The sequence below is a fragment of the Streptomyces sp. NPDC056486 genome (assembly GCF_042795295.1).
GTDB lineage: Bacteria > Actinomycetota > Actinomycetes > Streptomycetales > Streptomycetaceae > Streptomyces.
This window is the reverse complement of the sequence record NZ_JBHTSF010000003.1, coordinates 1-24667: the sequence shown is the minus strand read 5'-3', so window position 1 is coordinate 24667 and position 24667 is coordinate 1. Positions and strand designations below refer to the sequence as shown.

The window sequence follows — 24667 nt, the reverse complement described above, 5'->3', positions numbered from 1 at the left end:
GCACCCTAGCCGAACAGGCCCGACGCCGGTCGCGCGGTGTTTGACCGCACCCTCCATTCAAGTTTAAAGTGGTTCGTCGAAGCACTTCGATGGAGGTTTGATGGTAAATGTTCCAGACCTCGCCCGCGCCTCGGGCTGCGAGCCGGCCGTAGTGGGCTGGCTCGTGGCCCTAGGTGAAATCGCGGCAGAACTTCCCGGCCTGCAATCGCCCGATCCGGCCCCGCGCCGCCGCGCGGCACGTGAGCTCTCCGACGCTCTTGCCGAACGGTTCACGCTGCCAGGACCCGCTCAGTGCGTGGTGACCGAGCATCGTGTTCCGACCCGCGCCGGGAAGATCACGGTCCTGCGATACCGGCCGCCGGGTGAGAACCGGCCACGACTGGCTCACCTGTCCATGCATGGCGGGGGCTTCGTCCTGGGCAGCGTCCACGAAGTGGTCAACGACCGGCTGCTCCGTCACCTGGCCGTGGCCAGCGGTACCGACATCTTCGCTGTGGAGTACCGACTGGCCCCCGAGCACCCGTTCCCCGCCGGGCTCGAGGACTGTCTCGACGCGCTGACCTGGCTCATCGAGTCGGCGCCTCAGCTCGGGATCGACCCCGGCCGGATCGGCGTCGGCGGTGTCTCGGCGGGCGGCAACCTCGCCGGCCTTGTCGCGGCACACGCCCGTGACAGTGGCCTGCGCCTTGACCATCAGGTCCTTGAGGTCCCGGGGGCGAGCCTGCACATCGACCAGGACGATTCGTACCGCGAGTTCAGCGCGTTGTCCGACTTCGGGGACCTCACCGAGATACACACGGCCTATCTGAGTACTCCCGATGTGGTCGGCCGGTGGACGGCGCCCGCTGAGATCCCCGATCTCACCGGACTGCCGCCCACTCTTGTGGTCACCGCCGAGTTCGACCCTCTGCGCGACTCCGGCGAGCGCTACGCCGCCCGGCTCGCCGAAGCCGGCGTGCCGGTCGACACCTGGCGCGCTCCCGGGCACCTCCACGGCTCGACGTCGCTCACCAGGACCTCCGCGATCGCACGTGCGGCGCAGGGCCGAGTCGTCGACTTCCTTCGCAGCCGGGTCCGCCCGACCGCAGGCACCCTTTCCTGATCGGAGACACACCATGCCCATCGACCTCAACCTGATCAGCGCGATCGCCGCACTCGACGTCCCCGCACCTCCGGCGACGGACGACCCGCAGGAGCAGCGAAAAGGTGCCTTCGCATACGAGCAGGCGGTGTACTCGCAGCTCGGAGCGGTCGGGCCCGAGCTGCCGACCCGCGAGCACATCGTGCCCGTGGAAGGCCACCCGGACGTGCTCGTGCGCCTGTACTACCCGCGTGAGCCTGCCGCGGACCTCAACCTGCCGGTATGTCTGCACTTCTTCGGCGGCGGCTGGCGCCAGGGCGGCATCCACCACCCCAGCGTCGCCACCCACTGCGCTGTGCGGGCGGCCAAGGCGAACATCGTCGTCGCGGCGATCTCCTACGCACTCGCTCCGGAGCACCCTTACCCCGCCGCGCTCGAACAGGGCTACGCCGCGCTGGAGTGGCTGGTGCGCGAGGCCGGTTCGCTCGGTGTCGACCCGACGCGCATCGCGCTCTCGGGACAGTCCGCGGGCGGGAATCTGGTGGCCGCGCTGACCCACGTCAACCGCGACCGGGCACGGCACCCGCTGGCGATGCAGATCCTCGAAGTCCCCGGACTCGACCTGACGCTGGCGCACACCGACCGAGACGCCATCGAGCTCCCCGACGAGCAGTGGGCGGTTCTGGAGCACATGATCGCCGACTACGTCCCGCGGGCCGAGGACCGACTTTCCCCCTACGCCTCACCGCTGCTCGCCGAGGACTTCCGCGACTTGCCGCCCGCATACATCGTCACCGCTGAATGCGATCCGTTCCGCGGCGACGGCGAGGCGTACGCGGCGGCCCTCGCCGGTGCCGGGATCCCCGTGGCAGCGCTGCGTCTTGTGGGCCTGACCCACGAAGGCGGCCTGTACGAGCGGGCCTCCCTGACCGCACGAACGGGGCAGGCGGCCATCGCCACGGCCCTGCGCACACTCCACGACTGATCAGAGCAAGCCGCAAGAGAACAGAGGACGATGATGTCCGGATCCATAGAACTGGCCCAGGACGCCGATCCAGCCGATTTCGCCGACCCGGCCGACCCAGCGGCGTTCCGGGGCCGCCGACAGCCCGCGCTCTTCCTGCCGCTGTTCGTGTTCGCCTACTTCGGTGTCGCACTCGCAGGCGTTTCCGCGCCGGCGGTCAGTATCCCGCTCCGCCTGTCGGAACTGGATCCCGCGCACAAGACCCAGACGCTCTCCCTGACCGTCGCCCTCGGCGGCGTTCTGATCGTCCTGGTGACGGCGCCGCTCGGCCGCTTCAGCGATGTCTCGACCTCCCGTGCCGGTATCCGGCGGCCCTTCATCCTCGGCGGCTCCCTGGTCGGAGCGTCGGGGATGCTCGTACTCGCACTCGCGCCGAACGTCGCGTTCGTCATCGCCGGCTGGGGAGTCGCCCAGGCCGGGTTCGCCGCCACGAGCATGGCTCTCAACGCGCTGCTCGCCGACCAGATCCCGACCAGGATCCGGGCCCGCGTCGCGGCGACGTTCGGGCTCAGCACCGGGATCGCGCCGGTCATCGGCAGTTCGCTGGTGGGGGCGCTGCCCGGGAATCCGCTGTACTGGTTCGGCATACCGGCCGCGATCGCGCTCGTCGCCAGTATCGGCGTGGTGCTGGTCCTGAGAGACATCGTGCGCACCGAGCCAGTGCCGGTGGACTGGCGGAGTCTGCTGCGCAGTTACTGGATCAACCCGCTACGGCACAAGGACTTCGCCTGGGCATGGACGTGCCGGCTGCTCGTCACCATCTCGCTGGTCTCGGTGGTCACCTACCTGCTCTACTTCCTCACCGATCGGCTCGGCATCGCCTCAGATGACGCCGCATCGAAACAGGGGACCGTACTGGGCGTGTTCTTCGCGTTCAGCGTCGTCACGACCCTCGTGTTCGGCTGGATCTCCGATCGCACCGGCAAACGCAAGACGATCGTGTGGTGCTCGGCGCTGTTCACCGCGGTCGGACTGCTGATCAGCCTCTTCGCCCACGACCTGACCACATTCGCCGTGGGGATCGCCCTCGCCGGGATGGGCCAGGGAGCCTTCGTGTCCGTCGACGTCGCCATGATGACGGAGCTGCTGCCGGACTCCGCCGACGCCGGGACCGGCCTGGCCGTCATCGCGCTCTCCTACCAGCTCCCCAACCTCCTCGTCCCCGTCCTGGCGACGCTGCTGCTGGCGATCGGGGACGCCGGGCCGAACTACGTCGCGCTGTTCGGCGCCGCAGTGATCGCCTCGACGCTCGGCGCACTCGCCGTCCTGCCGATCAAGAGCGTGCCCTAGAGGCGGGCGCGCCGATCTTTTTGTACCAAGCACTACCGAGCACCAACCCTGTGAACTGGAGAACCACGTGGCAGCCCGCATCGAGGACTACGCGCTCATCGGCGATATGCAGACCGCCGCCCTGGTCAGCCGGGACGGGGCAGTCGACTGGCTGTGCCTGCCCCGCTTCGACTCCCCGGCCGTCTTCGCCGGGCTGCTCGGCACCGATGAGCACGGCTTCTGGCGGATCGGCCCGGCCGACTCCGCCGCGGCCCCCGCCCCACCGGCGGACCGCCGCCGCTACCGCGGCGACTCCCTCGTCCTCGAACAGGAGTGGGACACCCCGCACGGCACCGTCCGGGTCATCGACTTCATGCCCCCGCGACACCTCACCGAGGGCATCGGCAACCCCACCATGGTCCGCATCGTCGAAGGAGTTTCCGGCCGCGTCCGGATGCGCTCCGCCCTGCGCATGCGCTTCTCCTACGGACGTGTCGTGCCCTGGGTGCACCGAATCGAGGACGGGCACGGGTGCCGTACCGCGGCGGTGGCCGGTCCCGACTCGGTGTGGCTCGACGGTGAGGCCGAGACCTACGGCCGGGACCTGACCACCTACTCCGACTTCACTGTCACGTCAGGTGAACGCGTCGCCTTCGCGCTGACCTGGCAGCCTTCCCACCTGCCCCCGCCGGAGCGCACGGACCCGGAGGCCGCGCTCGCCGCGACCGAGGAGTTCTGGCGCGAATGGGTCGCGCACTGCACCTATCAGGGCCCCTACCGCGAGGCCGTGGTGCGCTCCCTGATCACTCTCAAAGCCCTCACGTACGCCCCCACCGGCGGCATCGTCGCCGCCCCCACCACGTCCCTGCCCGAGGACATCGGCGGGGTGCGCAACTGGGACTACCGCTACACCTGGCTCCGCGACGCCGCCATCACCCTCTCCTCCCTCATGCGCACCGGCTACCGCGACGAAGCCCGTGACTGGCGCGACTGGCTGCTGCGCGCCGTCGCCGGTGACCCGGAGAACCTACAGATCATGTACGGCATCGCAGGCGAACGGGAGTTGACGGAGACGGAACTCGACTGGCTGCCCGGCTACGAGAACTCCGTTCCCGTACGCCTGGGCAACGGCGCCGCGTCACAGCTCCAACTCGACGTCTACGGCGAAGTCGTCGAGGCCCTCCATCTCGCCCAGGTGTCCGGCCTGGCCCACAACGACTACGCCAACCTCCTCCAACTGCGCCTCATCGCCTATCTGGAGCAGCACTGGCGCGAACCGGACGAGGGCATCTGGGAGATCCGCGGCCCGCGCCGGCACTTCGTCCACTCCAAGGTCATGGCCTGGGTCGCCGTCGACCGCACCGTCAAACTCCTCGAAGCCACCACCATCGAGGGCCCCCTTGACCGTTGGCGCACACTGCGCGACGACATCCACGACGACGTCTGCGCACGCGGCTACGACCCCGACCGCAACACCTTCACCCAGTCCTACGGCTCCGCGGAACTGGACGCCGCCCTCCTCCTCATCCCCCAGGTCGGCTTCCTCCCGCCCGACGACAAACGTGTCATCGGCACCATCGAGGCCATCCAGAGCGAACTCCTCACCCCCGACGGTTTCGTCCTCCGATACCCCACCTCAGGCGGGGAAGCGGGCGTCGACGGGCTTCCCGGTGACGAGGGCGCCTTCCTCGCCTGCTCCTTCTGGCTCGCCGACGACCTGGCCCTGATCGGCCGCGTCGACGAAGCCCACGAACTCTTCGAGAAGCTCCTCGCCATCCGCAACGACCTCGGTCTCCTCGCCGAGGAATGGGACCCCCGCCGCAAGCGCCAGGTGGGCAACTTCCCGCAGGCCTTCAGCCACGTACCCCTGATCGACACCGCCCTTCGCCTCAGAGGTCCCGCGGGCTGCCCGCCGGGATGAGCCGGGCGGAGCACCGTCGGGTCCCGTCAGCGGTCTTCGGTGGCGAGGTTCTGCAGCATCTGTTGCTGGTGGCGGTGGCCGATCGTTTCGTAGCCGATCACGGTGACGAGGGGGGCGAGCATGATGAGGAGGAGGCAGACCGCGATCGCGACTCCGGCGGCGGCCAGAAGGACGGCCACGAGCAGTACGGCGAGGGTGAGGGAGATCAGGAGCAGGTGGAATCGGTCCGTCGCGGACAGCAGCAGGGTGTGCAGCAGGTAGACCATCAACAGGTAGAGGCCGACCGGGATGGCCAGGGACAGGGCCACGGCGGCGTCGCTGAGCTCGGAGTGGTGTTCCAGCTGCAGTCCGGCCACGTGCAGTCCTGCGCCCGCGCCGGCGATGCCGATGAACAGGGGGATGTGCCCGTAGCCGAAGAGGTAGCCGCGACCCCGGCGGTGTGCGAGGACGTCACCGAAGGGGGTGGCGAAGTAGACCCACCACATGCCGAAGGTCAGTCCGACACCGGCGACGACGACGGCGATCGCGTTCCCGCTCCAGTGTGTGCCGTCCTCGCCGCCGAGGAGGCCTCCGGAGGAGGCGACGGTGCCGACGACACCCTCGCCGAGCACGATGATGGCGAACAGGCCGTAGCGCTCGGCGACGTGGTGGGGATGCCAGGGCGTGCCGCCCGCGCGTCCCTGGGCGAGCAACGGCAAGGCCAGTTCCAGCGCCCCGAGCACGATGAAGGCGGTGAACACGGCGGCCAGCGGCAGGTGGGTGAAGGCGACCACGATCCAGCCGAGCTGGACGATCGAGATCCAGCGGATGTTGGCCATGCCGACGTCGTGGAAGGCGGGGGAGTCGTGGGCGGCGCGCCACCACTGGAGCAGCATGGCGATACGCATCACGACGTAGCCGATGACCATGACCCGCAGTTCGAGGTGCCCGCCCTCTTCGACGGAGTGGAACATCGCCGGCAGACCGAGCGAGAAGACGACGACGCCCATCATCTGCACCATCGTCAGGGCGCGGTAGAGCCAGTCGTCGGTGCCGAACGCGGAGGCGAACCAGCTGAAGCTGATCCAGGCGACGCTGATCGCGAACATCGCGAGGACGAACGCGGTGACCGCCTGACCGGCGTGCCCGGCGGCGACCATCTCGGCGAAGTGGGACGCGGCGGTGCCGACGGCGACCACGAAGGTGAGGTCGAACAGAAGCTCAAGGGGCGAGGAGACCCGCCCGTGTTCTTCCGGGTCACGACCGGTCATCGGGATCAGTCGGCGTGACAGACGTGACAGAGGCGTCTTGCCGAGGGCGTCGGAGTTGCTGGGGCGCTGGGGGTCATCCATGTGCAGCATCATTTCTGATGTCGTCCGCTACAGGGCTCGCGCCGCACGGCGCCGGTCTGCACGGCTGCTTTCGCCCTGCCATGCCCTGCCGACGCGGACGCGCGCCCGTCTCACGTCGCGAGGAGCAGGGCGTCCGAGGTCGCGTCGTCCGCCGGGTGGAAGGCCCAGATCCTGTGGCCTTCGCTTCCCGGCAGTTCCAGGACGTGCTGGTCGAGTGCGAGCGATCCGACCCTTGGATGTCGGAACAGTTTGTGGTCGATCGCCTTCTCATAGAGGTGGTGCTCACCCCAGGCGTTTCTGAAGACATCGCTGTGCGCGGCCAGTTCCTTCACAAGCCGTGTCAGGCGGGCTGACCCCGCTTCGGACCCGGCCTGTACGCGGAGGGCCGCCACCATGCAGCGGGCGAGTTCGGGCCACTCGGTGAAGAATGCCTGTGCTCCGGGGGCGAGGAAGACCAGGCGGGCGTAATTGTCCCGGGGTGCCAACCCTTCGTGGAGAAGATCGCCGAGTGCGTTGCTGTCCACGATGTCGAGCCATCGGTTCACCAGCAGGGCGGGCACCGTCATGGAGCCGAGCAGTTGGTGCACGGCATCCAGGCGATCCGTGTTCATGTCCATACAGGGCGTCTCTGCCTCTCCGCCGACGGCAGCCCCTGTATCGGAGAGTTCGCGCAGGTATCGCGCTGCCACGGCGTCAAGCAGCAATGCCTTGCTCAGGCCCTGCACCACAGCGCGGGACGGTCGGCGTTCCCTCCCCTGTTCGAGGCGCACGTAGTAGTCGGTGCTGATCCCGGCCAGGAGCGCCACTTCGTCCCGCCGCAGCCCGGGGACCTGGCGCTGTGCCCCCGCGGCCAGCCAGTGATGTTCGGGCCGCACCTGATTCCGCCTGGCACGCAGGAAGGCCGCCAATGGTTCGCCGCCGCCGTGCTCCTTTGAAGCCTTCATGCCACCAGCGTAAGGACTGGGCCTCCGGGGTGGGTGTATCGCTCCTACCCGCCCGGCTCGCCGGGTCACTAGCTTGTCGAACGCTTACCGAAAGGTCGGGGATCTCAGCGGAGCCACGGCCTCGCTTCCCCTGCCCGCACCAGTACAGAACGACAAGGAAAAGAGATACATCGATGTTCGTCATTACCGGCGCCAGTGGCCGCACCGGACGGGCCGCCGCCGTGCACCTGCTCGCAGCCGGACACCGCGTCCGAGCCGTCGGCCGGTCGGCCCAGCGGCTCGCCGACCTCGCCGCACGGGGCGCAGAGGTGTGGGCAGCCGACCCGACAGACCCGGCCGCGCTGACGCATGCCTTCCGTGGTGCTGAGGGCATCTACGCGGTGATCCAGCCCAACTACATTCCCGACCACCCCGACTTCGGCGCCTTCCAGGACCAGGTGGCGGCCTCGCTGACCAAGGCAGTCACCGAATCCGGCGTAACCCGCGTCGTCGGGCTCAGCAGCTGGGGAGCCCGACACCCCAGAGGCACCGGACCGGTCATGGGGCTCCACCGCTTCGAGCAGCGCCTCTCGACCGTCCCCGGAGTCGACACGCTGTGGCTGCGGGCCGGGTATTTCATGGAGAATCTGCTGGACCACGTCGACGCTGCCAGGGCCCACCACCGCATCAGCGCCCCCTTCGATCCCGACATCCCCCTGCCCTTCGTCACCACCCCTGATATCGGGGCCCGAGCCGGGGAGGAGCTCGCCACCGGGACCTGGCACGGTACGGAGGTCCTGGAGCTCCAAGGGGAACGCGACGTGAGCATGCGGGAAGCCGTGGGCGTGATCGCGGACGCCGTGCGTGCAGACGACCTCACCTATGAGCAGACCAGCATCGCCGACTTCCATGCGGAACTCCGCAGTAAAGGCGTGTCCGTCAACGTCGCGGACATGATGGCCGAGGTCGGCGAAGCCATCAACTCCCGGTACACGCGGACGGAGCAGCCGCGTACCGCCCGCACCTCCACCCCGACCTCCATCGAACGGTTCATCGAGGAGGAATTCGCTCCCCGGTACCGCGCGGTCCGGCCGGATTGACCTGTTGCGGAGGTCGTAACGTGCGCATGGCAGGCCCATGGCGGGGCCGTTGCAACATGGTGGCGCTGCACAGGTCTGCCTTGACCGGGGTTTGGTGCGGGGATAGCTTCGGCGGCATGTGGATCTGCCAGCGGTTTCGGAAGCGACGGGCCATCGATCTGATGCGCGTCGCCACCGCGCTGTGTAGCTGACCTTCCTTCTGCGCCGAGCCGGCCTGCTCAGTGTCCTGCCGCCCGCGCCCTGCGCAGCCTCGGCACTCCGAAGTACGCGGCCCTGTGGGGTCGCCTTGCCGAGCACTCCCCCCTCGATGGGTTCCGCGCCAAGCGTGTGGGCTCTTGGCGCACTCAGGCGCAAGCCGCACCGCCCCGCACCGCACAAGGAGGAGAAGAAGACCATGACCACCGTCGCCACTTTCGACATCCTCAAGGCAGGACCGCGCTTCGGCGCGGAGATCACGGGCGTCGATCTGACCGCCCCCGTCGATGAGGCCACCGCCGACGCACTGCGGCAGGCCTTCCGGGACCACAAGGTCCTTGTGTTCCGCGGCCAGCACTTGACTCCCGACCAGCACGTCGCTGCCGTACGGATCTTCGCCGAGCCCTTCGACCACCCGACCGCGGTGAAGGACCAGGCCAATCCGCTGGTCTACCCGTACAACGTGCAGCGGACCGGCAAGGCCAGCAGCTGGCACATCGGCGGTCTGTGGCGCGACCCGGTCTTCGCGATCGAGTCGCTGACGTACGAGGTGGTGCCCGAGCTTGGCGGCCACACGCTGTGGGCGGATCTTCAGGCCGCGTACGACGATCTGTCGGCGCCGTTCAAGCAACTCATCGAGTCCGTGCGCGCGGTGTACGACGGCAACGCGGAGAACTACGCGCAAGGCAGCAAGAAGACCGCGAGCGGACCGACCATCGAGCATCCGGTCGTCCTGACCCATCCGGCCACCGGCCGCAAGGGCCTGTTCATCAGTACCTCGGCGACCGGCCTCACGGGCGTGACGCCCGCGGAGAGCAAGGTTCTGCTCGACCATCTCCTGCGGCACGCCTCCTCGCCGAACTACACGATCCGCTTCGGCTGGCGGCCCGGTGACTTCGTCCTGTGGGACAACCGCGCCACGTGGCACTACGCCGTCGACGACTACGGCGACGGGGCGCGCGTCTACCGCAAGGTCATCGGCGTGGAGCCGGAGGCCGGCCTCGTGCCGGAGGCGCGTTCCTGAATGCTCCCGGGAGAAGACCGCGCCGCCCGGCGTGTCCTGCTGGTCTGTCTGGCCGCGGGCGCGACGACTCTGCTGGACCAGGCGGTACTGAACATCGCGGTACCGAGCATGCGGCAGTCGCTCGCGGCCGGTGCCGCGGACGTGCAGTGGATCGTGGCCGGCTACTCGATGGCCTTCGGTCTCGCCCTGGTCCCCGGCGGCAGCCTCGGCGACCTGTACGGGCGCAAGCGGTTCTTCCTCATCGGCGTGGCCGCCTTCCTCCTCGCGGGCGTGGCGGCCGCGACCGGTGGCGGTCCGGGCACCGTTATCGTGGCCCGGCTGGTGCAAGGGGCCGCGGCGGGGCTCGTCAACTCCCAGGTGATCGGCACGCTGCAGGATGTCTTTCACGGCCACGACCGGGGTCGCGCGCTTGGCCTGTACGCGGTCACGGCCGGCGTGGCCACGGCACTGGGTCCACCGCTCGGCGGCGCGCTCGTCGCGGGCCTCGGTCCCGAACTGGGCTGGCGCTGCTGCCTCTTGCTCAGCGCGCCGTGCGCGATCCTCACGCTGGCCCTGGCGGCGCGTTGGCTGCCCCCGCCCCGGCGCACCGCCCGTGACCCTGGCCTCGACGTCCTCGGGCTCGCCCTGGCATGCGGCTGCACGCTGACGCTGATGGTGCCGTTCATCCGTACTCCGGGCAGCGGGGGAGTGGCCCTCCTCTGGGCGGCCCTGATGGGCGCTCTGGCGGTCACCCTGACCATGCACCAACGACTGCGGGTACGACGCGGACGCCGACCTCTGCTGCATCCCGCGCTCAGATCGTCGAAGCCGTACCTGCTGGGCACCGCCGTCGCCATGGCCCAGTTCGGCGCCTCACTCGCCTCGGGGCTGGTGCTCACCGTCTTCCTCCAGGAGGGACTCGGCCTCTCCGCCCTGTCCACGGCGGCCGTCAGCCTCCCCTCGGCGCTCGCGATGGGCGTCGTCTCGGCACTCGCGTGGCGGATGGTGCGCCGCATCGGACCGCACACGGTGACCCTCGGCCTCGCCCTGGGTATCGGTGCCGCACTGGCGGGGGCGGCGGCCGCGCTCACGGTGCCATCGGCGGTGCTCCCGTTGGTGTGCGCCGCCGTGCAGCTGCTGGCCGGAGCTGCCGCGGGGCTCACGGTCTCGCCCAACCAGACCCAGGTCCTGCATCACGCGCCTGCTGAGGCGGCGGGAGTGGCAGGCGGCATCCTGCAGATGGCGCAGCGCATCGCGGCAGCGGTCTGCCTCAGCGCGGTCTCGGCGGTGTATCTGCATTCCGCGCCGATGCCGCCGGGAGGAAGCGGTCCTCGCTTCGCGTATGCGCTCGCTTCGTGCGTCGGTGCCGGGCTCCTCTCGATGGCCCTGGTGCTCTCACTGCTGCGCGGGGCCACGACCGGTCGACCTGCGATGCCCGCGGACAAGCCAGGACAGCAGAGCCCCGCACCGCAGAGACACCGAACGACGTGAACCCACCACGCTCCAGCACCACAGGACGAACAACGATCGGAAGCTTGATGAGCCCGGAATTCCTCTGGTACATCCCGAACACCGTGCGGCCCGGTCATCGCGGTGACGACACGACATCCGGCTGGGGGTCCATCGAGTACTCGACCGAACTCGCCCTGACGGCAGAGGACCACGGCTGGGGTGGCGCGCTCCTCGGCACCGGATGGGGGCGCCCGGACACCTTCACTGTCGCCACCGCCCTGGCCGCGCGTACCACGACGTTCAAGCCCCTGATCGCCGTCCGCCCCGGGTACTGGCAGCCCGCTCACTTCGCCAGCGCGGCCGCTACGCTCGACCAGCTCAGCCGCGGCCGCGTCCTGGTCAACATCGTCAGCGGCCTGGACAGCCCGGCCGCCTACGGTGACGACAACGTCGATCCCGCCGCGCGCTACGCCCGCACCCAGGAGTTCCTGCATCTCGTGCGGCGCCTGTGGACCGAGGAGAACGTCACGTTCCAGGGCGAGCACTTCCACGTCACCGGCTCGACGGTCAGCCCGCAACCTTTCGTCAGCGACGAGCGGGCGCACCCGACCCTCTACTTCGGCGGCGCGTCCGAGGCGGCCGAACGTGTTTCGGCGGCCGAGGCCGACGTACAGCTCTTCTGGGGTGAACCGCTCGGGGGAATAGCCGAACGCATCGCACGCCTGAAGGAGCTGAGCGAACAGGTGGGGCGCCGCCATGAGCCGTTGGAGTACGGGCTGCGGATCACGACCGTGGTACGCGACACCACCGAGGAGGCGTGGCGCGCGGCGGAGGAGAAGGTCGCGAAGATGGCGGCCGACTCCGGTGAGATCGGCTCGTGGATGGGCAACCGAAGGACGGCGGTCGGTCAACGGCGGCTCCTCGACCTGGCCGAGCGTGGCGAGGTCCTCGACACCTGCTTGTACACCGCGCCGGGCAGGTTCGGCGGCGGGGGAGCGGGGACCACGTGGCTCGTCGGTTCGCCCGACGACGTGGCTGCGGCACTCAACGCCTACCGGGCGCTCGGCGTCACGCACTTCGTGCTGTCCGACACGCCCTACAGGGAGGAGACCCGACGGATCGGCGACCAGCTGTTGCCCAGGCTGCGGTAGGACCACGGCTGAAACAATCCTCAGCCCGGGCTCACGGCCCGGGATGCCCTGACGTCGACCACGAGCTTCCCGCGGACTCCGCCCGCCTCCAGCGCGCGGTGCGCACCGGCGATGTCGGCCAGTGGGTACACGCTGTCCACGACAGGGCGTATGGCGCCACTCTCCGTCAACCGGGTCAGTTCCGCGAAGAGTTGGTGGCGGGGGTTGCCGCTGAAGAACCGTACGCGTCGCGAACCGAACACCGTGGACCCCGCGATGTAGGAGAGCGACGCGGCCATGCGCCGGTTGTCGAAGGCGACCGACACCATGCGGCCTCCCGGTGCAAGCAGTCGGCGGTACGCGCTCAACTCCGTGCCGACCGTGTCGAGTACGACGTCGTAGGGACCGAGGTCGGCCGCGCCGGTGGTCGCGTAGTCGAAGGCCTCATCGGCTCCGAGGTCCCGCACGAGGTCGAGGTTCTTGGCACTCGCGAGCGCCGTGACCTGTGCGGCGTACGCCCGCCCGAGCTGGACGGCCACGCTCCCGACGCCGCCGCTCGCGCCACGCACAAGGAGCCGCTCACCCGCCGCCAGACGGGCCTTGTCCCGCAGCGCCGTGATCACCGTGGTGCCGACACCGGGCAGGGCCGCGGCCCGGACCAGCTCAAGACCGGCCGGAGCGAGGGCCAGCTGCCGAGGGCGTACGACCACGAACTCCGCGGCGCTGCCGAACCCTTGGGACCGTGCCATGGTGCCCCACACCCGGTCGCCCTCCGTGAGGCCGGGCACGGGGGAACCCAAGGTCTCCACCTCACCGGCGAAGTCGACCCCCATGCGCTTGGGGAAGCCCCGTCCGGCAAGTCCCGTCACCAGCCGCACCTTCCCCGCCCGGCCCATCAGCTCGCCACCGTTCACGCTGGCGGCGTGGACGCGCACCAACACCTCGCCCGGGCCTGCGACCGGCTTCGCCAACGTGCCTTCGTACAAGACCTCCGGAGAGCCGTACCTGTCGTAGAGCGCCGCGCGCATGTCACTCATCGTTTCCGTATCCCTGTCTGTGGTCGCCGGATGTCACTGTCAGCGACGTTAGCGCGCTAAACGGAGAGAGGCGTCCACTTGAGCTAATGTGAGAAACATGCCTGCTGATTCTTCTCGGATGCGGCTGCGTTCGGACGCGCTCCACAACCGCCGGCTCGTCCTCGAAGCCGCCCGCGACCTGTTCGCCACGCGCGGCCTCGACGTGCCGATCGCCGCCATCGCCCGCCGGGCAGGCGTCGGCGTGGCCACGCTCTACCGCCGCTTTCCCACCCGGGACTCCCTGGTCACGGAAGTCTTCGCGGACCAGTTCGCGGCCTGCGTGGCAGTCGTCGACGACGCCCTCGCGGACCCCGACCCGTGGCGCGGGTTCCGAACGGTCATCGAGAAGGTGTGCGCCATGCATGTGGCCGACCGCGGATTCACCGCGGCGTTCCTGACGGCATTCCCGGACGCGATCGACCACGAGCGGGAACGCGAGCGCGCCGAGCGGGGCTTCGTGCAGCTGGTGCGGCGCGCGAAGGACGCCGGTCGGCTGCGCGACGACTTCGACCCGGCGGACCTCGCGCTCCTCCTCATGGCCAACTGCGGCATCACCGTGGGCTCCGCCGAGGAGGCAGCGGCCGCGTCCCGGCGCTTCGTCGCCTACCTCCTCGATTCCTTCCGCGCCGACCGCACCGCCCCGGCCGAGCCCCTGCCTGCGCCGGTTCCGCTGGAGCTGCGCCACGTAGGGTCCGGCAGGTGAGGTGACACACGCACGATGCGCCGGGGACACCTGACACATCTGACGGCTCCGATGGGTCGACATTCAGCCTCCGGCGGGAGCCGCCTCGCAGCGTATTGCGTCCGCGTCCCAGTCGTACGACAGTCAAAGTGCCCTTTGTAGGGGCGAGTTGACGGCTCGCCACGGAGGGCTCGCCCCGGACCCCGGCGACAGATCACGCCAGTGATGTGGACCCTGCCCGCCGAGCGGGCATCCCGCCGGGGGAGCCGGGACATGGACCGACGCGAACGACGTGAACGACGCGAACGACGTGAACGCAGTGAGCTGACCGAGCAGGAATGCCGCGAGCTGTTGGCCTGTGCCTTGGCCGCTCGACTGTCCGTCGTCCATCGCGGCCTTCCGTACATCGAGCTGGTCAACCTCATCGACCTCGACGGGGAGCCGGTGGCCCTGCTGCCCGACGACAGCGACATCGCCCGGGCCCTATCGGCCGTCATCTCCCCGCGCAGACTGGTCGCCATGCAGACCGACGACCTGACCGAGGCCCACCGCTGGGTGCGCTCCGTCACCGTCGTGGCCCGGCCCCGCTGGATCGTCAGCGTCGACGGACTGCGCGCGTGCCGTCGCGCCGCCGCGGCCTGCGGTGTGCACGCCGCCCTGGACGCCTGGTTCCTGGCCCTGACCCATCCCGCGCTCTCCGGCCACCGCACCGCACTGCGCGGGGCGGCGCACCTCAGGCTCGCGGCGCCGCAGGCCCCCAGGAGCGCCGTAGCGAGGTGACCGGCTGCCGCGCGGACAATTGCATCCCCGCCGCCGGCAGGGAACTCAGATCTGCGGAGCCTTGCTCGCCGACCGGCCCCGGCCCTCGACCGGCACGTCGAGCGGGCGGGCGAGGCCCACCACTCCTTCGTCGAGGCGCTGCAGGTGGCGCAGGACGCGGTAGGTCACCGTGCCCGAGCGGGGAGCGCCGGATCCCTCGGCCTCCAGCATCGAGGCGATACTGGCACCCGACTCGACCTCGCCCGTGGCCTTGTCGTCGTCCACGTACTCGGCGATGACCTCGATGTTGTGGGCGATGCGCAGGCCGGCTCGCTCCAGACGCGGATCGGCCGCGATGTTCTTGCTGTACGGCACGAGCTCGGCCGTCGCCGCCAGGGAACGGGCGTGATAGGCGCAGGTCTCCAGGAGCGCCACCAGGTAGCGGGCGGTCCTGCGACGGCCGCGCAGCGGAGTGATCGGGTGGGTCAGCGGCTGGATGGAGGCGCGCAGATCGTCGAGCGCCGTGTCCAAATCCCGCGCCTTGTCCAGGAGATCGGCCGCCGGGCCACCGCTGAGCTGCTCGACCGACGCGGAGATGACGTCGGCGAGCCTGGTCAGGACCGTGTTCAGGAGTTCGTCCGTGCGCCGGTCGGTGTGCACGGGCAGTACGAGGACCGCCGCGATGATGCCGCAGGCCGCTCCGAGCGCCGTCTCCTCGATGCGCAGCCAGAGCACGGAGAGGCTGTAGGTGTTCAGGAGTGTGTAGAGCAGGCCCAGCATCGCCGTGACGAAGAAGGACATGAGCGCGTACGACAGGGGAGCGGTGAAGAACATCGCGAAGATGAAGACCAGGACGAGCGCGAACGCGACCCAGGTGTGGTTGCCGACCAGGCCCGCGAGCGCCACACCCGCGACCACCCCGAGCACCGTGCCCAGAAGCCGTCGATAGCCCTTGACCAGGATCTCGCCCGTGGAGGCGGTGTTGAGGAACACCACCCAGCAGGTGAGCACCGCCCAGTACCAGCGCTGGGTGGAGAGGAACTCGCCGCCGATGATGGCCAGGGTCGAGCCCACCGCGACCTGGAACGCGGCCCTGGTGGTGGGGCGCCGCAGCCCGGTGCGGTCGTCCGCGTCGTCCTCGGCGGCCTCCTCGGCACCGGCGATCGCGATGTCCTCGGCGTCGAACTCCTCACGGGAGCGGGTCGTCGCCGGTGAGTCGTCCGACTCGTCCTGGGGGCCGTCGAGCGCGATCCGCAGACCGAGCACGGCTCGCGCGGCCTCACCGATTCCGCGGAAGACGTCCTGTACGGCCATCGAGGCCCGCGGCAGATTGTCCTCGTCGCGGTAGCCGAGCAGCCGGTTGCGCACATGGGCGAGGGCGGTGCCCCGGTCGTCGGCGACGGGGCGGCCGACCAGCAGGTGCAGGGCGTTCAGATCGCGGCGCAGGGTGACGGTCGCGTCGTCCTCGGCGCGGATGCGCGTCCCCGTCGCCGGTACGGGCGCGTGCGGCAGGTGCAGCGTGAGGGTGTCCGCGCGTTCGGCGCTGCGCGCGTTCAGGAGCAGTACGCCCAGACGTTCGGCCGCGATCTCCGCGTCCGCCACGCGGCGTTGGACCAGCGTCGCCGTGGCCGCGTCGGGGGTGCCCTCCTCAAGGCGGCCCTGGATCATCAGGGCGGTCTCGTGCAGCCGGGCGGTGCCCCGGCGCAGCTCTCCGAGGACCTTCTCCAACTGCTCGGGCGTGGCGTCCAGAAGCTCTGTCTGCGTGGCCACCAGCTGCGCGAGCCGTGCTCTGAAGGCGACGCGCAGCCGCCCCAGATCACGCCCGGGTGTCTCCGGTACGACGGCGAACCGTACGACAGCGCTGCACGCGAAGGCGACGGCAAGAGCCAGATACAGGCTGGGCAGGGCGGACGTCGTGGCGCCCACGAACAGCGAGACGAAATAGACCTGAAAGCCGATCAGACCGAGGGCCGTGCCCCGGTCGCCGAACCGGCGGCTGTAGACGGCACCGAAGATCAGCGCGACGAAGAAGATGTCACCCGCGACCACCTGAGCGTGCAGCAGCGCACCCAGGGAGATCGCCGTGAGCGCGACGGGCAGGCCGAGCGCGAGCGTGACCGCCTGGCCGCGCACCTCCTTCTCCTTGATGGCGAAGGTGGAGACCATCGCGGTCATGGCGCCCGCGACCATGTGGGTGACGTCGGTGCCGAGCAGCGCGAGAACGACGAGCGTGAGCGCGATCGCGCCGACCGTCCGCAGCCCCGCCATCAGTCGCAGGAGCCCGGGATCCGACGCCACAAAGCGGTCCCATGTGCCGGTCCTGGTCCGCCGTGTCACTGCGCTCACACCCTCATCTCCGCTGTTCAAGGCGAGATTCTGTCATGGCGGGTGCAACCGGGGCTTGAGGGTTCACAGCGTGATACGCCCAGGGCGTCGGCCGGACGTGCGCAGAAGTCTCCGGGGCGAGTTCAACGAAACACTTGAAGTCATGAATCCAGCAGACGACGAACTGACCGGGGCAGAGCGGTGCGCCGCCGAGACCCCGGAGCTCCATGACACAAAAGGCGAGACCGCTCCCGAACCCGCCTGGCGGCGATGGTGGACGCTCCTCGCGGTGAGCGCGGCCCAGCTCCTCGTGGTTCTGGACGGGACCATCGTGAACATCGCGCTGCCTTCCGCGCAGAGCGCGCTCGGCATGTCCGACGCGAGCCGCCAGTGGGCGATCACCGCGTACGCGCTGGCCTTCGGCGGGCTGCTGCTGATCGGCGGCCGGGTCAGCAGTGCGCTGGGCCACCGGCGTACGTTCCTCATCGGTTTGATCGGCTTCGCCGCCGCGTCCGCGCTCGGCGGTGCCGCCGTGGACCCCGGGATGCTCTTCGGCGCCAGGGCCCTGCAAGGAGTGTTCGCCGCGCTTCTCGCGCCCGCGGGCCTTTCGTTGCTGACGATCACCTTCACCGAGCCGGGCGAACGCGGCCGGGCGTTCGGCGTGTTCGCCGCGGTGGGCGCCGCGGGTTCGGCGGTCGGCCTTGTCGCCGGTGGACTCCTTACCGAGTACGCGAGCTGGCGCTGGTGCCTCTACGTCAACGTCCCCGTCGCCCTGCTCGCGGTGCTCGGCGCGACCTTCGTGCCGCGGGACCGGCCGGTCCGGGGCGAGGGACGGCTCGATGTGGCGGGCGCCCTGCTCAGCGCCACGGGCTTCGCCGCGATCGTGTACGCCTTCAACGAGGCCGAGCCGCTCGGGTGGGGTTCTCCGAAGGTCCTCGCCCTGCTCGCGGGCGGTGTCCTGCTGCTCGCCGCGTTCGCCGCCGTCGAGGTCCGGGCGCCGCGGCCGCTGCTTCCGATGCGGGTAGTCGCGCACCGTGTCCGCGCCGGCGCGTTCGTCTCGATCACCCTGCTGTTCGTCGCGATGTTCGGCTTCTACCTGTTCATGAGCTACTACACACAGACGATCCTCGGCTACTCACCCGTCGAGGCGGGCCTGACTCTGATCATCAATGCCGTGGCTGCCCTGGTCGGCGCGACACTGATCGCCGGAAAGCTGCACGGGCGCGTCGCGCCCGCCGCACTGATCGTGCCGGGGCTGCTCGCCGCGGCGGCGGGGATGTTCCTCCTGACCCGCCTGACAGCACAGAGCACGGATGTCTTCCCGCTCTACTTGGTACCTGCGCTGCTCCTCACCGGCCTCGGCCTGGGCTGCGTCCTGCCGCCCACCGCGAGCCTGGCCACCGCCGACATGCCCCCGCACGACATCGGCGCCGCGGCGGCGGCCTACAACGCATCGCAGCAACTGGGAGCCGCGCTCGGCACGGCCCTGCTCAACACGGTCGCGGCCAGTGCCACCGCCTCGTATCTGGCGTCCGCCGTGGACGCCACTGCCACGGCGGCCTCCGTGCACGGCTACACCACGGCCCTGATGGTCGCCTTCGTCATTCTGGTCGCCGCCGCGTGCGTCGCGGCGGCGCTGACCAGGACCCCACGATCCCGCTGACCGTACGGCGCCTCAGCGCCCGGGCGCCCCGGCGCGCAGTCCGTCCATGACCAGATCCATGAGCCGTCCGGCGCGCGCCTGCCAGTCGCTGTGCGGATCGATCTGCCAGAGGCCCGCGATGGCGAGCAGGAAGTCATCGGGGGTGAGGCCGGGGCGGACGGTGCCGGCCTCCTCGTTCGCCTTCAGGAGGAGCGCGACGGCCGAGCTCACCGGGCCGTGCCCCACTCCGGCCAGCGTGCCCTGCGTACTGGTGGCCTTGCGCATCGCGTCGGCCAGGCCTGCCTTGGCCATGGCGTACTGCGCGAGACGGTCCATCCACTCCCGCAGGGCCTGGTCGGGGGCGCGGGTCTGAAGGAGCTGGCAGGCGGTGTCGGCGACCTGCTGGACTTCGTAGCGGTAGACCTCGAGGACGAGGGCTTCGCGGTTGGGGAAGTTGCGGTAGAACGTCCCTTGTCCGACGCACGCCTTCTTCGCGATCGCGCTCAGCGGGGCGTCCGCCGAGCGCGTCAGCTCGGTCAGGGCCACTTCCAGGATGCGCTCGCGATTCCGTTGCGCGTCCGAGCGCAGCTGTGCGTCCTTCTTCGGGTGCACTCGACCTCCTACCGAGAATCACGGCCCGGGCCGCTCTTGCTAAGCGGACAACTGTCCGTTAAGTTTTGAGGCTAACGGACAGCTGTCCGCTTAGGGTCACCATACCGGCAGACTCAGCTGGTGGGGATGGTCGGTCGCGATCGCCGTGGACCGCTCGCCCCATCACATACGCCATGGGTGCCCCGAGCGGACCCCCCTCACGCACAGCGCCATCTCCTCCCGGGCTCTCGGCCGGGATCGCCTCGCACGACGTACCCCCTCTCACGTGACAAATAGCTGACAGAAGCGAAAGAAGGCTGATCGTGGCCCTATCGACGTCCAGCGCCATCACCCTGAACATCAACGGCGAAAAGCACACGCTGCCCGTCGACCACCGCACCACCCTGCTCGACGCCCTGCGCGAGCGCCTCGATCTGACCGGCACCAAGAAGGGCTGTGACCAGGGGCAGTGCGGCGCCTGCACGGTCCTCATCGACGGGCGCCGGGCGGTCTCCTGTCTGCAACTCGCCGTCGCCTCCGAGGATCGCGAGATCACCACCATCGAGGGCGTGGCGGACGGAGAGCGGCTGCACCCGGTGCAGCAGGCGTTCCTCGACCTCGACGGATACCAGTGCGGCTACTGCACACCGGGGCAGATCTGTTCGGCCATCGCCGTCATCGAGGAGCACGCGGCGGGCTGGCCGAGTGCCGCGACCACCGACGTACGGCCGGAAGCGGGTGTGCCCGAGCTGAGCGCCGACGAGATCCGGGAGCGCATGAGCGGCAACCTGTGCCGCTGCGGCGCGTATGTGTCGATCGTCCAGGCAGTCGCGCAGGCGGCAGCCACCGAGACCGAGAGCGCGGAGGTCGTGGCATGAGGGAATTCGGCTACCAGCGGGCGCACGACGTCCCCGGCACGGTCGCGCTGCTCGGCACCGACCCCGACGCACGCGTCCTGGGCGGCGGCACGAACCTCGTCGACCTGATGAAGAGCGGCGTAGAGCGGCCCGGACTGCTCATCGACGTACGCGAGTTGCCCCTCGACAGGATCGAGGTCACGGACGACGGCGGTCTGCGGATCGGCGCGACCGTCACCAACAGCGACCTCGCGGCCGATCCCGAAGTGCGCCGCCGCTACCCGGCGTTGTCGGAGGCCGTCCTGGCCGGCGCGTCGGGCCAGCTGCGCAACATGGCCACCGTCGGCGGAAACCTGCTCCAGCGCACCCGCTGCGGCTACTTCGCCGACCTGTCCAAACCCTGCAACAAACGTGACCCCGGCAGCGGTTGCCCCGCTGTCGGGGGTGAACACCACAACCACGCCATCCTCGGCGCCACCGAGCACTGCGTGGCCGTCCACCCCTCCGACATGGGGGTGGCGCTCGCCGCCTTCGACGCCGTGATCTCGTACGAAACGGCTGAGGGCACCGGCGAGTTGCCGCTCGCGGACTTCTATCTGGCCGTGGGCAGCACCCCACACCTGGAGACCGCGCTGCCCTCCGGCGCACTCATCACCGGCATCACCCTGCCGCCCGCGCCGGTCGCCGCCCACTCCCGCTACCGCAAGGTGCGCGAGCGCGCGTCGTACGCCTTCGCGATCGGCTCGATCGCCGCCGCGCTCGACGTCCAGGACGGTGTCGTACGCGAAGTGCGCCTGGCCTTCGGCGCGGTGGCGTCCCGGCCATGGCGTGCCCGGGAGGCCGAGCGGGTCCTGACGGGGAGCCCGGCGACCGCCGATGCGTTCGCCGCCGCGGCGGACGCCGAGCTGGCCGCCGCGCAGACACTGCCCGACAACGGCTACAAGGTGACGCTGATGCGCAACCTCGTCGTCGCCCTGCTGACCGAGCTCACCGAGGAGGCCGCACGATGACGACGACGACCACGTCCACCGGGTCCACGAGCGCCGTCGGCGCCTCGTTCACCCGCGTGGAGGGCCGGGACAAGGTCACCGGCGTGGCCCGGTACGCGGGCGAGATTCCCTTCGCGGAACTCGCCCACGGCTGGCTGGTGCTTTCCACGATCGCCCGCGGCAAGATCCTGTCGGTCGAGTCGGATGCCGTGCGCACGATGCCCGGCGTGCTGGCCGTCATGCACCACGGCAACGCGCCGCGCGTCGACGGGGACTACGTCAGCATGCTCGGCCCGCCCGACCCGATTGTCGAGGTCTTCCAGCACGACCGGGTGCCCTTCGTCGGCTGGCCGGTGGCGCTGGTCGTCGCCGAGACCTCCGAGCAGGCGCGAGAAGCCGCCGAGGCGCTGGTGGTGCGGTACGAGGAAGAGCCGCACGACGTCGCGTTCTCCGCCGGGCACCCCGGCACGTACACGCCGGACGGCGACGGCCATCTGGTGGAGAAGGGCGACCTGGAGGCCGAACTCGCCGCGTCCGCCCACGTCGTGGACGCGGAGTACACCACCCCCGAAGAGCATCACAGCTCGATGGAACCGCATGCGGCGATGGCCCGCTGGGACAACGGACGCCTCGAGGTCGTCGACTCCAACCAGGGCAGCACCTGGGTCGCGGACGAACTGGCGAAGCTGTTCTCGCTCGACCCTTCCTCGGTACGGGTGCGGTCCGAACACGTCGGCGGCGCCTTCGGGTCCAAGGGCGTACGCGTGCACCAGATCCTCGCCGTGATGGCGGCGACCCAGCTCGACCGCCCCGTCAGGGTCGTCCTCAGCCGCCGCCAGCTGTTCACGCTCACCGGCTACCGCAGCCCCACCGCCCAGCGCGTGCGGCTCGGCGCCGACGCGGACGGACGGCTGCGCGCCGTCGACCACCAGGCGCACAGCCTCTCATCGACGGTCCATGAGTTCGTCGAGGCGAGTGCCGGGTTCGGACGTCCGATGTACGCCTCCGACGCCCATCGCAGCGTCAATCGCGTGGTGCGCCTGGACGTGCCGACGCCGACCTTCATGCGCGCGCCCGGTGAGGCTCCGGGTTCGTTCGCCCTGGAGTCCGCGCTCGACGAACTCGCCGAGCGGAGCGGCGTGGACCCGATCGCGCTGCGCGCCCGCAACGAACCGGACGTGGGCCCCGTCTCCGGGCTGCCGTTCGCCAGCCGCAACCTGCTGACCTGTTTCGAAGAGGGCGCCCGCAGGTTCGGCTGGGCGGACCGGAACCCGCTTCCCGGCCTGCGGCGCGAGGGACGCTGGCTGCTCGGCACCGGCACGGCGGCGGCCACCTTCCCGGTGATCGTCATGCCGTCCACGGCGGCCGTGACGGCGGAGGCCGACGGAACCTTCACCGTGCGGATCACCGCCGCAGATGTCGGAACGGGAGCGCGTACTGCCCTGACTCTCATCGCCGCGGAAGCCCTCGAGGTGCCCCAGGACCGTGTCCATGTGCGCATCGGCGACAGCGACTTCGGCCAGGCGGCGATCTCGGGCGGCTCGATGGGCACCCGCTCCTGGGGCTGGGCGGTCACGGCCGCTGTGGGTGAGCTGCGGGAGCAACTGGCCCTTGGCGGTGACATTCCGCCGCAGGGGATCACCGTGCGCTCCGACACCAGTGCGGCCGTCGGAGCCCTCTCGCAGAGGGAACGGCACTCCTACGGCGCGCAGTTCGCCGAGGTCGCCGTCGACGTCACCACCGGTGAGGTGCGCGTTCGGCGCATGCTCGGCATGTTCGCGGCGGGCCGCATCATCAACCCGCTGACCGCACGCAGCCAGTTCGTCGGCGGCATGACCTGGGGCCTCTCCATGGCCCTGCACGAGGAGGCCCACCGCGACCAGGCGACGGGCGGCCACGTCGGCGCCGACTTCGCGGGCTACCACTTCGCCGCCAACGCCGACGTGCCGGTCATCGAGGCGGACTGGGTGGAGGACACCGACGCGGACGACCCGATCGGCATCAAGGGCATCGGCGAGATCGGCATCGTGGGAGTCGCCGCGGCGATCGCCAACGCGGTCTGGCACGCGACCGGCGTACGCCACCGGAACCTGCCGATCAGGCCCGACCGCGTCCTGAACGGGGGAGGAGCCCTGGATGCTTGACATCGCCGATGCGCTGCACCGCTGGGTCGAGGAGGGCCGGGACTTCGCTGTCGCCACCGTGGTGACGGTGGGCGGCAGCGCGCCGCGCGCGCCCGGCGCCGCCCTCGCCGTCGACAGCGAGGGCACAGCCATCGGTTCGGTCTCCGGCGGCTGTGTGGAGGGGGCGGTCTACGACCTGTGCGTCCAGGCGCTCCAGGACGGCCAGGCCGTGCGTGAGCGGTTCGGCTACAGCGACGAGGACGCCTTCGCGGTCGGCCTGACCTGCGGCGGCGTCATCGAGGTCCTGGTCACGCCGCTGGGAGCGGACGCGCCGGCCAGACAGGTCTTCGCGGCGGCGCTTTCGGCCGCGGCCCAGGGACAGGCGGCGGCGATCGCCCGCGTGTCCCTGGGCCCGGCCGAACTCCTCGGCAGGGTAGTGCTCGTGCACCCCGACGGATCGTACGAAGGAGGTCTGGACGGCCATCCGGACCTCGACCGTACGGTGGTGGGGGAGACCCGCGCGATGCTGGACGCGGGCCGCACCGGCGAGTTCGTCGTCTCGGAGAGCGGATCGCGCTGCGGGGTGCCTCTGACTCTGTTCGTCGAGTCGAGCGTGCCCCCGCCCCGCATGATCGTGTTCGGTGCGATCGATTTCGCCGCGGCCCTGGTGCGCACGGGCAAGTTCCTCGGTTACCACGTGACTGTGTGCGACGCCCGTCCCGTCTTCGCCACGCGGACGCGTTTCCCCGAGGCCGACGACATCGTGGTCGACTGGCCGCACCGCTACCTCCGGGACACCGCGACCGACGGCCGCACGGTCTTGTGCGTACTCACCCATGACGCCAAGTTCGACATCCCGTTGCTGGAGGTGGCCCTGCGGCTCCCCGTGGCGTTCGTCGGAGCGATGGGCTCGCGCCGTACCCACGAGGACCGCAACCGGCGCCTGCGCGAAGTGGGCGTGACCGAGGGGGAGTTGGCTCACCTGCACTCCCCGATAGGGCTCGACCTCGGGGCCCGCACCCCGGAGGAGACCGCGCTGTCCATAGCGGCGGAGATCGTCGCGGCGCGGCGGGGCGGGACGGGCGTTCCGCTGACCGACTCCGGGATGCCGATCCACCACGAAGCGAGGGCGGGCGGCTCCACCGCGGCCGCGTGACCTGACTGAACGTGAGGGCGGCCGCAGTGCTTGGGTAC

At 70.2% G+C, this 24667-nt stretch carries 20 protein-coding genes; 15 read left to right on the top strand and 5 right to left on the bottom strand.

The window, feature by feature from the left end:
* Positions 1-100 precede the first annotated feature (100 nt).
* The 4 genes from ACFQ7F_RS02535 to ACFQ7F_RS02520 all read left to right on the top strand — a co-directional run bounded on the left by ACFQ7F_RS02535 (position 101) and on the right by ACFQ7F_RS02520 (position 5295).
* Positions 101-1102, top strand: coding sequence for an alpha/beta hydrolase (locus ACFQ7F_RS02535; RefSeq protein ID WP_383264914.1), 1002 nt, complete (start codon positions 101-103; stop codon positions 1100-1102).
* Between the two features lie 13 nt (positions 1103-1115).
* Entirely contained in the window at positions 1116-2066 is a 951-nt protein-coding gene (locus tag ACFQ7F_RS02530; RefSeq protein ID WP_383264911.1) for an alpha/beta hydrolase, read from the top strand.
* Between the two features lie 33 nt (positions 2067-2099).
* Positions 2100-3395, top strand: coding sequence for an MFS transporter (locus ACFQ7F_RS02525; RefSeq protein WP_383264909.1), 1296 nt, complete (start codon positions 2100-2102; stop codon positions 3393-3395).
* 67 nt (positions 3396-3462) lie between these two features.
* Positions 3463-5295 carry a glycoside hydrolase family 15 protein gene (locus ACFQ7F_RS02520; protein WP_383264906.1) on the top strand — a complete coding sequence of 611 codons (1833 nt, stop codon included), beginning with the start codon at positions 3463-3465 and terminating at the stop codon, positions 5293-5295.
* A 26-nt stretch (positions 5296-5321) separates the two neighbouring features.
* On the opposite strand, the gene ACFQ7F_RS02515 is transcribed toward ACFQ7F_RS02520, so the two are convergent.
* Positions 5322-6626 (bottom strand): low temperature requirement protein A, encoded by a 1305-nt coding sequence (locus ACFQ7F_RS02515; RefSeq protein ID WP_383264904.1) that lies wholly within the window; start codon positions 6624-6626, stop codon positions 5322-5324.
* 110 nt (positions 6627-6736) lie between these two features.
* Positions 6737-7570, bottom strand: a complete 834-nt coding sequence (locus tag ACFQ7F_RS02510; RefSeq protein ID WP_383264902.1) for a helix-turn-helix domain-containing protein — start codon at positions 7568-7570, stop codon at positions 6737-6739.
* 173 nt (positions 7571-7743) lie between these two features.
* On the opposite strand from ACFQ7F_RS02510, the gene ACFQ7F_RS02505 reads away from it, so the two are divergent.
* The 4 genes from ACFQ7F_RS02505 to ACFQ7F_RS02490 all read left to right on the top strand — a co-directional run bounded on the left by ACFQ7F_RS02505 (position 7744) and on the right by ACFQ7F_RS02490 (position 12450).
* Positions 7744-8649 (top strand): NAD(P)H-binding protein, encoded by a 906-nt coding sequence (locus tag ACFQ7F_RS02505; protein WP_383264899.1) that lies wholly within the window; start codon positions 7744-7746, stop codon positions 8647-8649.
* A 394-nt stretch (positions 8650-9043) separates the two neighbouring features.
* Positions 9044-9868 carry a TauD/TfdA dioxygenase family protein gene (locus tag ACFQ7F_RS02500; RefSeq protein WP_383264896.1) on the top strand — a complete coding sequence of 275 codons (825 nt, stop codon included), beginning with the start codon at positions 9044-9046 and terminating at the stop codon, positions 9866-9868.
* On the top strand, positions 9869-11338 hold the full coding sequence (locus ACFQ7F_RS02495) for an MFS transporter (protein WP_383264894.1): 1470 nt from the start codon (positions 9869-9871) through the stop codon (positions 11336-11338).
* Positions 11339-11385: 47 nt separating this feature from the next.
* Positions 11386-12450, top strand: a complete 1065-nt coding sequence (locus ACFQ7F_RS02490; protein ID WP_383264891.1) for an LLM class flavin-dependent oxidoreductase — start codon at positions 11386-11388, stop codon at positions 12448-12450.
* A 20-nt stretch (positions 12451-12470) separates the two neighbouring features.
* On the opposite strand, the gene ACFQ7F_RS02485 is transcribed toward ACFQ7F_RS02490, so the two are convergent.
* Positions 12471-13457: an NAD(P)-dependent alcohol dehydrogenase gene (locus tag ACFQ7F_RS02485; RefSeq protein WP_383265326.1), complete on the bottom strand. Its 987-nt coding sequence runs from the start codon at positions 13455-13457 to the stop codon at positions 12471-12473.
* A gap of 127 nt (positions 13458-13584) precedes the next feature.
* Here ACFQ7F_RS02485 and ACFQ7F_RS02480 point away from each other — a divergent pair, with 127 nt between their 5' ends.
* Positions 13585-14208, top strand: coding sequence for a TetR/AcrR family transcriptional regulator (locus tag ACFQ7F_RS02480; protein WP_383264888.1), 624 nt, complete (start codon positions 13585-13587; stop codon positions 14206-14208).
* Between the two features lie 252 nt (positions 14209-14460).
* On the top strand, positions 14461-14967 hold the full coding sequence (locus ACFQ7F_RS02475) for a hypothetical protein (protein ID WP_383264885.1): 507 nt from the start codon (positions 14461-14463) through the stop codon (positions 14965-14967).
* Positions 14968-15012: 45 nt separating this feature from the next.
* Here ACFQ7F_RS02475 and ACFQ7F_RS02470 read toward each other — a convergent pair whose 3' ends face one another.
* Entirely contained in the window at positions 15013-17292 is a 2280-nt protein-coding gene (locus ACFQ7F_RS02470) for an FUSC family protein (protein WP_383264882.1), read from the bottom strand.
* 142 nt (positions 17293-17434) lie between these two features.
* On the opposite strand from ACFQ7F_RS02470, the gene ACFQ7F_RS02465 reads away from it, so the two are divergent.
* Positions 17435-18934, top strand: coding sequence for an MFS transporter (locus ACFQ7F_RS02465; protein WP_383264879.1), 1500 nt, complete (start codon positions 17435-17437; stop codon positions 18932-18934).
* Between the two features lie 12 nt (positions 18935-18946).
* Here ACFQ7F_RS02465 and ACFQ7F_RS02460 read toward each other — a convergent pair whose 3' ends face one another.
* Positions 18947-19525, bottom strand: a complete 579-nt coding sequence (locus ACFQ7F_RS02460; protein ID WP_383264877.1) for a TetR/AcrR family transcriptional regulator — start codon at positions 19523-19525, stop codon at positions 18947-18949.
* Positions 19526-19827: 302 nt separating this feature from the next.
* Between ACFQ7F_RS02460 and ACFQ7F_RS02455 the strand changes: the two genes are divergently transcribed.
* The 4 genes from ACFQ7F_RS02455 to ACFQ7F_RS02440 are packed head-to-tail and all read left to right on the top strand — an operon-like array spanning position 19828 to position 24629.
* Positions 19828-20382 (top strand): (2Fe-2S)-binding protein, encoded by a 555-nt coding sequence (locus ACFQ7F_RS02455; RefSeq protein WP_383264874.1) that lies wholly within the window; start codon positions 19828-19830, stop codon positions 20380-20382.
* Positions 20379-21371 carry an FAD binding domain-containing protein gene (locus ACFQ7F_RS02450; protein WP_383264871.1) on the top strand — a complete coding sequence of 331 codons (993 nt, stop codon included), beginning with the start codon at positions 20379-20381 and terminating at the stop codon, positions 21369-21371. The genes ACFQ7F_RS02455 and ACFQ7F_RS02450 overlap by 4 nt, the downstream gene beginning before the upstream one ends.
* Positions 21368-23494, top strand: a complete 2127-nt coding sequence (locus ACFQ7F_RS02445) for a xanthine dehydrogenase family protein molybdopterin-binding subunit (protein ID WP_383264868.1) — start codon at positions 21368-21370, stop codon at positions 23492-23494. Before ACFQ7F_RS02450 ends, ACFQ7F_RS02445 begins: the two co-directional genes overlap by 4 nt.
* On the top strand, positions 23487-24629 hold the full coding sequence (locus ACFQ7F_RS02440) for an XdhC family protein (RefSeq protein WP_383264865.1): 1143 nt from the start codon (positions 23487-23489) through the stop codon (positions 24627-24629). Before ACFQ7F_RS02445 ends, ACFQ7F_RS02440 begins: the two co-directional genes overlap by 8 nt.
* Positions 24630-24667: the final 38 nt, after the last annotated feature.